The organism is Mycobacterium sp. MUNTM1 (assembly GCF_054660795.1).
In genome coordinates, this window is record NZ_BAAGDE010000102.1 from 1 (window position 1) to 9,582 (window position 9,582).

The following is a 9,582-nucleotide window of genomic DNA, read 5'->3' on the forward strand; positions in this document are numbered from 1 at the left end:
CACCCACACCCGACCTATCGCCCCTCAACGGGCCGCCTATCCCCATCACCAGCCGCACCACCGCGACCGCCAACCCACCACCCACACATGGCCTTGTGTGCCGATCTCGGCGTCGTTTGTTCGTGAATCCTGACGTCGGCGCCCGTTTTCGCGGTCGAGTATTTGCGAATGTGGGGGTCGCGAATTCCGCGAGATGGTGGCCCGGTTCGCGCACCGCTCTGCGGCACGCAGGTAAACGCCGAGGCTTTCCCATCCTGATCACTTGATCTAATATCAGAGTATGCGATCAGATCCGAAGAAGCCGGCGACCTTCACCCAGTCGGCGCGACGGGCGCAGATCGTGGCCGCCGCGATCGACGTGATCGCCGAGATCGGATGGGCCCAAACCTCGATCCGCAAGATCGCTGATCGGGTTGGGGTCGCGATGAGTGCGGTGCTGTATCACTTCGGCGCCAAGGACAACTTAGTCGAGGCGATCGTCGAGGAGATGTACCGCACAGCACTGTCGGTCGTCGTACCGGCCGTCTATGCGGAATCAACCGCGGCGAACAAGCTAGCCGCCTACATCAAGAGCAGCGTCGCGTACTTCGACACCCACCGTTCGCACCTGGCGGCCCTAACGCAGCTCGGTACGAGCTACCAGGCCGCAGACGGGCGCCGTTTCGAGGAACTCGGACTGACACCTGAACTGAAACAGGAGCTGGCCGTCTTGGACCCGACGGCGATCCTGACTGCGGGGCAACAGGGTCAGGAATTCGGCGATTTCCCGATCGCGTCGATGGCGCTCGCCCTCCGCGGCGCGGTCAATGCCGTGGCAGAGAAGATCCTGCGCGAACCCGACTTCGACGCCCATGCTTACGGTGAAGACCTGGTCGCCATCTTCGGTCGTGCCGTGGCGGTGAACCGATGAGCCGCGTCCTTATCGTCGCGGTGGGTAGCCGCGGCGACGTCGCTCCTCTCACCGGGGTGGGCGTGGCGCTGCAGCAGGCCGGCCACGAGGTCGCCATAGCCGCCTACACGCCCTTCGGGGACATGATTTCGGGCTGCGGATTGGGGTTTCGCGATCTGCCGGCTGATCTGCAACTTGCCGCCGATGGCGCCGAGGTATCACCGATCAAAGGCTTGGCAACATTCGCCTCACCCAAGGGCATGCGGGCGCTGGGCAACGACATCCTGTCGGCCGTTGCCAACGAACCCGCAGACATCCTGTTGCTGTCGCCGTTCGCCGAAATGGTCGGGCACCCGATGGCCGAAGCCAAAGGCATTCCCTCTCTTGGGGTCCGGTTGCAGCCGTTGTCAGCGACCGCGCAGTACCCGCCGTCGGTGATGGGTGCCTGGTCGGCCGGGTCGTTCGGGAATCGGGCTGCCGCCAACGCGGGCGCCTGGCTGCTCGACCGCCTCTATGGCGGCGTGGTCGCGGAATTCCGCCGCCAGCTCGGACTGTCGCGCACGTCGGTCCGGCGTCTGCGTCAACAACGTACCGCTGCGCAATGGCCTATCCTGCACGGGTATTCACCAAGGGTGGCGCCCCGTCCTACAGACTGGCGCCCGGGATTGGAAGTCACTGGATACTGGTGGCCGGCGAGCACCGGCGGCTGGGAACCGCCCACCGACCTCGCCAATTTCCTTGCTGCCGGTCCACCCCCAGTGTTTGTCGGGTTCGGCAGCATGATGACCACCCCGGCGCGGGCCGAGCAGCTCTCCGACACGATCCGCCGCGCCGCCCAACTGGCCGATGCCCGGGTCATCGTGCAAGCTGGCTGGACCAGTCTGCATGTCGCCGATGACCATATGTTGACCATCGGCGACACCCCTCACGACTGGCTATTTCCTCGGGTTGCCGCCGTGGCGCACCACTGCGGCGCGGGAACCACCGCGGCAGGCATCCGCACCGGAGTACCCACCATCGCCTTACCCGCCTACGGTGATGGCCCGTTCTGGGCCAGGCGCATCACCGAACTCGGGATCTGCGCGGCCACCATCAACCAACGCACACTCACCTCGCAACGCCTCGCCGAGGCCATGCGCATCGCCGTCAACGATCCGCATCTGCGGGACAACGCCAGCCAAATCAGCGAGCGCATAAGCACCGAAGATGGTGTTGCACAAGTTGTTTCCTCCGTTAATTCCCTGGTCCAACAATCCACGTAGAGGAGTAACCAATGGCCGCAGACCCCGAACTCGTCCACGCAATCATCACCGCAGGAGCCCTTGCCGGCGGAGGCGTGATGATGGCCGGAGGCGCCATCGGCGCCGGCATCGGTGACGGCATGGCCGGCGCCCAACTAGTCGCCGGCGTGGCCCGCCAACCCGAGGCCCAACAACGCATGTTCGCGCCCTTCCTCATCACCGTCGGCCTCGTCGAAGCCGTCTTCTTCATCAACCTCGCCTTCATGGCGTTGTTTGTCTTCGCCACACCCGGCAAGTAATCCATCGTTGGCCGGATGGCGGCCTTACCGACCCACGACTCTGCGCAGCCACCGTCGACCGACTCACATTCGGCCGCAACATCATCGAGACCGGAACCAACTCCTACCGCCTCGCCCACACTCTCCGACACCGCGACACAACCATCTCACAATGACGTCGAGATTGACCAACAGAATCAGACCGGCGGAACCCAAGCGGCACCACAATTCACGAACAATCGACGTCACGATTGCCTGCCAAAGCCACCCACACTCCCAGCGACCGTCGATAGCCCGCCCATGGTCTGAACGCCATGAGCACATGGCCACCGTCCGCACGTTCCCGATGAGGTGTGAGCGCATCGCTTCCGGACCAGATCAAAAGGTGCTCCGCCAGCGAATGCTGTTGGCTATCAAGGGATTGTGACGCATTTTGTGGGCCGCGCCGTGTACCTCGCGGAACCTGGATCTGTCATGGCTCGAGGCTGGCGGCGAACTCGTTGAGGGCATCGACGCCATGGGTCGCCATCGCACCGCCGGATTCGTGGCCCATGCCCGGCACGATGTGCAGCCGCGCTGCAGGCCAGGCCTGGGCCAGATGCCAGGCCATATCGGGTGGACCACTGACGTCGAGGCGGCCATGAATCAACACCGCCGGGATCTGAGCAATTCTGGTGATGTTGTCGAGCAGCTGGTTCTCGCCCCGCCACGCCGCGTGGCGCCAGTAATGGGTAACCAAGCGTGCGAAGCACATTCGGAAATCTGGATCAGCGTTAACCAACCGCGGCCGCGGCCGCGGTCCCAGGTTGACATGGGCGTCCTCCCATTCACACCAGTCCAGCGCCGCCTTGTGCCGCACAGTCGGGTCAGGGTTATTGAGTAGCCGGGAGTACGCCTCGACGAGGCCGCCATCTCGGTCGGCTTTAGGTACCCCGTCACGGAAGCGGGTCCATTCGGCGGGAAAGAGCCGGCCAACATCGCGGGTAATCCACTGCACTTCGCGAGCCGTGGTGGTGGTGACCGCCGTCAAGACGAGCGCCGCGACACGCTCGGGGTGTTGCTCGGCGTAGGCCAGTGCCAGCGTCGTGCCCCACGACCACCCGGCCAGCACCCAGCGCCGCACATGCAGGTGGAGCCGTAGGCGTTCGATGTCGGCGATCAGGTGGTCGGTGGTATTTGTGGCAAGACCCACCGCAGCATCGCTGGCATGCGGCGTACTGCGACCGCAGCCCCGCTGATCGAACAGCACGACCCGATACTTGGTGGGGTCGAAGAGTCGTCGCATCCCAGGCACACACCCCGAACCGGGGCCACCATGCACCGCCAATGCCGCAACTCCGGCCGGGTTACCGCACGCCTCCCAATAGATGCGGTTGCCGTCGCCCACGTCGAGCATTCCGGACTCGTAGGGGTCTGCCTCCGGGTACAAGGCCGAGCGATCTGCCACGGTTTCGACCTTATCGGGCAACGCAACTGGCCGTGACATTGAACCGCGCTACGCGGCGCGTGCGAGTGCTCACCGATACCGGCGACACCGCCTCACCTCCACAGTGATCAGCTTGCTTCGGCCGGCCACGTGCGCGGCCCGGCGTTTAGTGCTCGTCTTGGCGGCCAGGGCCGACGCCGATTTGGTCGGCCAGAGATCCTAGCTGGACTGCGGGGGCATCAGCCATCCACACCTGAGTGCGGCCGATCGCGAGCTGGCGGGGACTGGGGTGCACTCGCCAGGTCTGCTGGCGTGTCATGACCGCGTGGGCGAGCACTTGGGCGTGGAAGCGGGTCGGCAGCGTGAGGCTGGTGACGATTGCTGAGCGGCGGCGCAGTTCGATCAGGGCGCGTGGATTGGCTTTGGTGATAACGACTTGGCGCCACGGCTTGCCTGTGACTTCGACGATGGCGACGGTATGTTCATTGAGCCAGCCTTGTTGGTACCAGGCCGGCAGGCTCGAGCTTTCGTCGTTGATGTTGGTCAGTGCTGCGAGCGCCCGGTCGTATCGTTGTTCGTTGCGGCGTTCAACGACATCGGGTCCGCGCTGCAGTTGTGCGATTCGGGCCGGGGGCGCAGCGGCATTCCTGCTGTTGATGCTGGTATCGCCGCTGATCCAGCGGCGCACGGTTGCTGGTGTGACGCCACAGTATTCGGCGACGGCGTCGATATCGATCTCGCCAGTGATAGTGGTCCCGTAGCAGTCGGCGAGCATGTTGACGAATCGTTTCCTTGTCCAGCGGGGCCCTGCTATGGGTTCCACAAGGCGCGGAGTGCTCACAGGATGTCGCCGATCCGAAAGTCCTCGATCGTGCCGAACATCCAGTCCCCCACGTATTTTCGGTCCATGACGTCTGTTAGCCAGTCGCATAGGCCGCGGTCGCCGCCGTCTTCATAGGCTCGTAGTAGTTCCTCGATTTCTGTGCCTGTTAGTGGCTGTGAGCAGACGCGATCGCGTTCGTGTTCATACCCGGAGGGTGCCTGATAGCCGCTGATGTGGATCGTTGCTCCCTTATCGAGAGCTTTACGTCCGCGCTCGCTGGCGCGGAACATGGCCGTGGCGCGGCGGCGGCCGGCTTTGGTGGTGGCTGCTTTACGGGCGGCTGATTTCAGGGCTTTGAGGTGGTCTTCTGATGGCTGTTGGGCGCCGCGGGCCCAACGTCGTATTGTGGCCGGTGACACGCCCAGCGATTCGGCGGCTTTGTTCGCGTCGACTTCGCTGCCGCGGGGCCCTTTTCCGTAGGCAGCTTGCAACATGCCCTTGATGTTGGTGAGTTCGCCGACGTCGGCCTCAGGCAGGCCGGAGATCGCGCGGTAGAAAATGTTGCGTAGTCGGGCGGCGGCATCTCTGATCGTCTCGCGCACAGCGGTTTTCGATGTTCGAAGTCTGGTTGCGGCGAGATCGACCCTTACATCCCGGTTAGCAACCGATCCGTACGGGACCAGATCTCCTGGCGAGATGTCGCGGCGGCGCCGGCGCGGTCCGCGTGCCATCAGTGACCCCTCTCATCTGTGAATGATGGCAGCCGTTCGCGCCATTCGTCCGGCGCGGTGAGCAGTTTCTTGCCCTTGTACTTGTTGCCGTCGAGGAACTCGAGGTGATCGGCGAGCAGGGCTGAACCTTCGGGCTTGTATTTGCCGAATCCGCGGCCGAACGTCTCGGAACCACCAGGCCAGGCGGACTTCGGGTCGGGATCATCGGAGACGTAAAGGACCGTGTCAGACAACGCCGCTACGGGCCACCGGTCGCTACGCTGACCGATTTGGTCAAAGCGATAGGCGATGTTGGCGTTGGCTTTAGCGGCCGCGAGGATGCGTCTGGCCGGGTCATAGCCCGGCCTGCCTTTGAGGAGATCTGAGCCCATGATGCCCAGGCCTGTGCTGCGCACGACTTTGGCTTGCCGACGGGCTGCCTGAGCGTCGGGATCATCAGTGTCAAGAACGGTATTGGCGTTACTAAACCGCTCACACCACAACCGCAATACACGGCCATGCCGGGGCCAGACAATGGCTTCGATGATGTCGATGTCGTAGCCGAGCGCGAGTGCTCGTTCGACTCGTGGCGTGCTAACCCATTTCGGTTCATTGAACTGGTAGTCGTTGGGGTTGAGCACATATGGCATGCGCCAGTTGTGGTTTTCGGGGACATCCACAAGCCAGTAGCCGGGTAGTCTGGGGTCGAACTTCGCTCCGTCGAGCTGGTGGATCGGGTCGCCGATCGGGAGCTCCAAGGTACTCAGGGCCGCGAAATAGGATCCGCCGCGGTCGTAGGCGTGTACATATCGGCACTGGCACTCTTCGGCGGACGGTTGTCTGGTCCAGTTGTAGTCACGTTCGATGTCCAGGATCCCGTAGGGCGGCGCGGTGGTCGATGGTGCGAGAACCTCCGCTTTCCACTCGCGCACGTTGAACGTCTTGGGTCGGGACTGAACGAGTAGGTCGATGGCGGTCACGTTGCCGTTGATCTTCCACGGAAATCCCAGTGCGTCGGCGAGCAGTTGAAGCCGGCGTGCGATCTGCGCCGGCGAGGGCTTGCCGGTTAGGACGGGCATTCCTTTGCCTGAGTCCAGTTCTCGGTCATCGTCGTCGTCGGCGGGCGAGCCGTATGTCGATGACACGGCGTCCATACCCGCAATGAGCGCGATCATCACACCCGGTCGATCAGAGCCTTCCCGATAGACCCGGGTCCAGACGCCTAAACGCTGAACCGTGTTGTCTTCCCCGCCACCGCCAAGACGCCAGCCATCAGCGAGGGCGTCAGTGACGAATGCGATGTTGTGGGTCAGCTCGTGCAGCAGCTGTCCACGCTCGGTGGCCCTAGCCTCGGCGAGCGCTTTCACGTCAATTCCGAAATACTCGCAGGCCTCTTCGGTGATCCAAATTTGGCCTCGCTCACTGTAATTCGCTGATAGGCGATAGCCGATATCATGCTTGTAGGCCAGTTCGGCGACCTGTCCGACGTGCGTGACCGGCTCCGTCAAGGCCACCCTGGTGTTATGGGGTAACCACAACCCGTCGGTGTGCAGCACCGCAGCCGGCACACCACCGGTGACTGGTTTGGCTCGGCCGGCGCGGCGTGATTTTGCGCCTTCGGTCGGCGTTTGTGCCTGCTGGTCGTCGGTTTCCGCCGGTGTTGAGTTGGTGTTCGACGCTTCCACAACCGTGCTTGCCGCCGCATCAGGCAATGGCTCCCCTGCGTCCGTTCGAGCACCAGCTTCGGTGCTGTCTACCTGGACGGTCCGCCCAATCGCCGCGTGGTCGAGGTAGGCGGAAGCATCGAGAGCCTCGGTCAGCGTGGCTGAAACCTCGGAGGTGGTCTCGGCCATGAGGACCGCCAGGATCATCTCGTCGGTCACCGCCGTTCGGCTGGTGACCCTCATGCGTCCGAGTCGAGAATGGGTGTCAGACAAGTCAATCACGGTGTCGGTTGCCTCGTCGCGCCCCAGCGCGTAAATCATCGCAGTGCCGCATGAATACAGCGGCCATACTCGGAATTCGCGAGAGATCCGCATCGCGGCGCGCCGGCCGCGCAGCCGGATGTGGGTGGCGATCGCGGCGGCCCACGCCGGTTGGAAGTGGTGGCGCATGGCATCATCGGTCCACATGCGCGGATCAGCCAGAGCTGACAGGTAGTTAGCCGCAGCATCATCCATCAGGGCCAGCAACGGTGCATCGTCAGCGAAGGCCTCGCGCGCCCCTCGTAGCCGACTCGCCCAGGCTTCCAAGATGCGCGCTTTGTGCGGCCAGACGATCGCTTCGCTGATGCCGAGCTGCTCCACAGTCAGTCCTGCACCACCGTCGCGGACAGCCTTGGTCAGGCCGTCCAGGTCTTCGGTGGTTAGCCAGGCCTGCACGCGGTGATCGGCGGCCATCTGCGGGTGTGGCAGCGGCAGCATCTCAGACATGTTCAGATCGTCAGCGGCAGGCAGATCCGCAAGCCATAGGCCGAAGGCCCGTTTCGTCGCTGACGCGGCGGCGGCCGCGGCGTCAGCCTCGAGGGCAATCGGACTTCCGTACCCGAACGTGAGCATCCCCGCCGCGGCCAGCGCCGGGCTCTGCTGGGTCAGGCACACCAGTTCTTCACAGTGCTGAAATTCGTGTTCTACCTGCTCTGCGGTTGCCAACCACGCGGGTTGTATCCGCAGTTCTGGTGTGACCCACGCCGCTAGCAGCCCGGGTTCAGACACGATCGCGCCGCGGCGGCCCGCCCGCGCGCCCATGATGTGGTCGACCAGCATCGCCCCTGAAATGGCGCCGTTGGATCCCGGTAACGCCCCCAGCGCTTCATGCCATCGGGCGAGGCGGCGGCCGAGTTCGCCGGCGTCGTCGGCGATCGTCGCATCACCGGTAGCCAGCCACGGATGTTGCTCGGCCAGGACTTCGACGACCACCCGTCCAGGACCACTGCCATGCCCCAGTACCAATGCTTTTCCAGTCCCACCGCGCAGTTCCCAGCCGTCATCGACGAGTGGGGCCAACGCGCGCCCTAGATGGGCGCCCGGATCGCCGATGTAGTCGCCGGGAACCCCGGTCAGCAGCCCGACCGCACCGCCGACCACCCATACGCGCGCGGGAACGGATTGGTCACCGGAGCCTGGAATCGGCTTCAAGCCACCGCGTTGGGCTGCCCACAGGATGAGCTTGGCCAGTTTGTCGGCGGCGTCGACCGGCTCGGTCAATCGCCTGCCATCGACAGTGAATGATCCCGCCGTCGTAACAATCAGGACGTGCTGCCCAATGGTGGTTGCCTCGCTCACGGTATCCCTCCCGTCTGCATAGCAGCGCGGTAAGGACGCATCCGGAAGCTGGCTCCCTGCTGCGTCATCCCGAGTACAGCACCGACCTCGGTGTAGGTGGCCCCGGCGGCGAGTGCCGCCGCGGCCGCGGGCCGCTCATCGAGCCCAGCAGCACGCAGTAACGCCGCGCGGGTGAGCTGCACGGCCTTAGTCTCAGCCGCGTCGCCTCTTTCGACGCTTTTCACCAGACGTGCCCGCTGGGTAGGGGTGACTTTGCGCCGCGCCACGCGGCGCAACCACACATCCACGGCGGCGGCTAGCGACGAGTCGGCCATCTTAGCGGCAAAGGCCTCGGCATCCCGTTGTGCCGCAGCCTGGATCAACTCCACGGTGACATCACTCGTCGTCATCCAAACCCCTCATCACGTCCTTGCCGCCAGCAAGGCTGCGACGTTCTCAAACCGGCCCTATCCACAAGTTACACTTGTACTAGTACACAAGCATCGCTTGTGATGCTACCACCAACCTTGGCTATGCCCACCGACATGCCTCGCCACGGCGCACAAGATCCTGCACGAATACCCCTTCTCCCGTGCCTGCCAACGCATCTGCGCGAAGGTGCCTGTGCCCACGCGGCTCCTTCATGCTCTACGCAATACCGTCGCAGGGCGGTCAGGTCCGCGATCGATCACGCGCTCCCCCAACACTTATCGCAGACACATGCGCGGTGCATAGGCAAATATGGCCGCTTGCGCGCCTGGCGACTCCCGCAGATAGAGCACGCGTTCGACGGTGCTGGCGTACTGGGATCTCGTGGTGTGGCGATCCGCACAGACACATGTTCAGCATCGTTGCGAAACGCGGACCGGGATGGGCGGTGGGCGTCCTCGAGGACTTGGCGGCAATGCTGTCGAGCCAGCGCAATTCGGGCGCGCTGCTGGCTGGTCACCAC

At 64.0% G+C, this 9,582-nt stretch carries 8 protein-coding genes and 1 pseudogene; 4 read left to right on the top strand and 5 right to left on the bottom strand.

What is annotated here, in order from left to right:
• Nucleotides 1–280: 280 nt before the first annotated feature.
• From ACYQ8K_RS29335 to ACYQ8K_RS29350, 4 genes and pseudogenes are all read left to right on the top strand, one after another.
• The gene (locus tag ACYQ8K_RS29335; protein ID WP_459974790.1) at nt 281–910 is read left to right on the top strand and encodes a TetR/AcrR family transcriptional regulator; all 630 of its coding nucleotides are present in this window, start codon (nt 281–283) and stop codon (nt 908–910) included.
• A complete protein-coding gene (locus tag ACYQ8K_RS29340) occupies nt 907–2,151 on the top strand; it encodes a glycosyltransferase (protein WP_459974792.1) in 1,245 nt (414 codons plus the stop codon). Before ACYQ8K_RS29335 ends, ACYQ8K_RS29340 begins: the two co-directional genes overlap by 4 nt.
• A gap of 11 nt (nt 2,152–2,162) precedes the next feature.
• On the top strand, nt 2,163–2,429 hold the full coding sequence (locus tag ACYQ8K_RS29345; protein ID WP_459974794.1) for a F0F1 ATP synthase subunit C: 267 nt from the start codon (nt 2,163–2,165) through the stop codon (nt 2,427–2,429).
• A gap of 26 nt (nt 2,430–2,455) precedes the next feature.
• Nucleotides 2,456–2,584, top strand: a pseudogene (locus ACYQ8K_RS29350) (IS21-like element helper ATPase IstB); the annotation flags it as partial.
• Nucleotides 2,585–2,880: 296 nt separating this feature from the next.
• Here the strand turns inward: ACYQ8K_RS29350 and pip are convergent.
• The 5 genes from pip to ACYQ8K_RS29375 form a co-directional block, all read right to left on the bottom strand.
• Nucleotides 2,881–3,855, bottom strand: coding sequence for a prolyl aminopeptidase (gene pip / locus ACYQ8K_RS29355; protein WP_459974796.1), 975 nt, complete (start codon nt 3,853–3,855; stop codon nt 2,881–2,883).
• Between the two features lie 145 nt (nt 3,856–4,000).
• Nucleotides 4,001–4,609 carry a hypothetical protein gene (locus ACYQ8K_RS29360; RefSeq protein WP_459974798.1) on the bottom strand — a complete coding sequence of 203 codons (609 nt, stop codon included), beginning with the start codon at nt 4,607–4,609 and terminating at the stop codon, nt 4,001–4,003.
• A 62-nt stretch (nt 4,610–4,671) separates the two neighbouring features.
• Complete coding sequence (locus ACYQ8K_RS29365; RefSeq protein WP_459974800.1) at nt 4,672–5,388, bottom strand: helix-turn-helix domain-containing protein; 717 nt, start codon at nt 5,386–5,388, stop codon at nt 4,672–4,674.
• Nucleotides 5,388–8,651 (bottom strand): hypothetical protein, encoded by a 3,264-nt coding sequence (locus ACYQ8K_RS29370; protein ID WP_459974802.1) that lies wholly within the window; start codon nt 8,649–8,651, stop codon nt 5,388–5,390. Before ACYQ8K_RS29370 ends, ACYQ8K_RS29365 begins: the two co-directional genes overlap by 1 nt.
• Nucleotides 8,648–9,040: a Fis family transcriptional regulator gene (locus ACYQ8K_RS29375; RefSeq protein ID WP_459974804.1), complete on the bottom strand. Its 393-nt coding sequence runs from the start codon at nt 9,038–9,040 to the stop codon at nt 8,648–8,650. Before ACYQ8K_RS29375 ends, ACYQ8K_RS29370 begins: the two co-directional genes overlap by 4 nt.
• Nucleotides 9,041–9,582 lie beyond the last annotated feature (542 nt).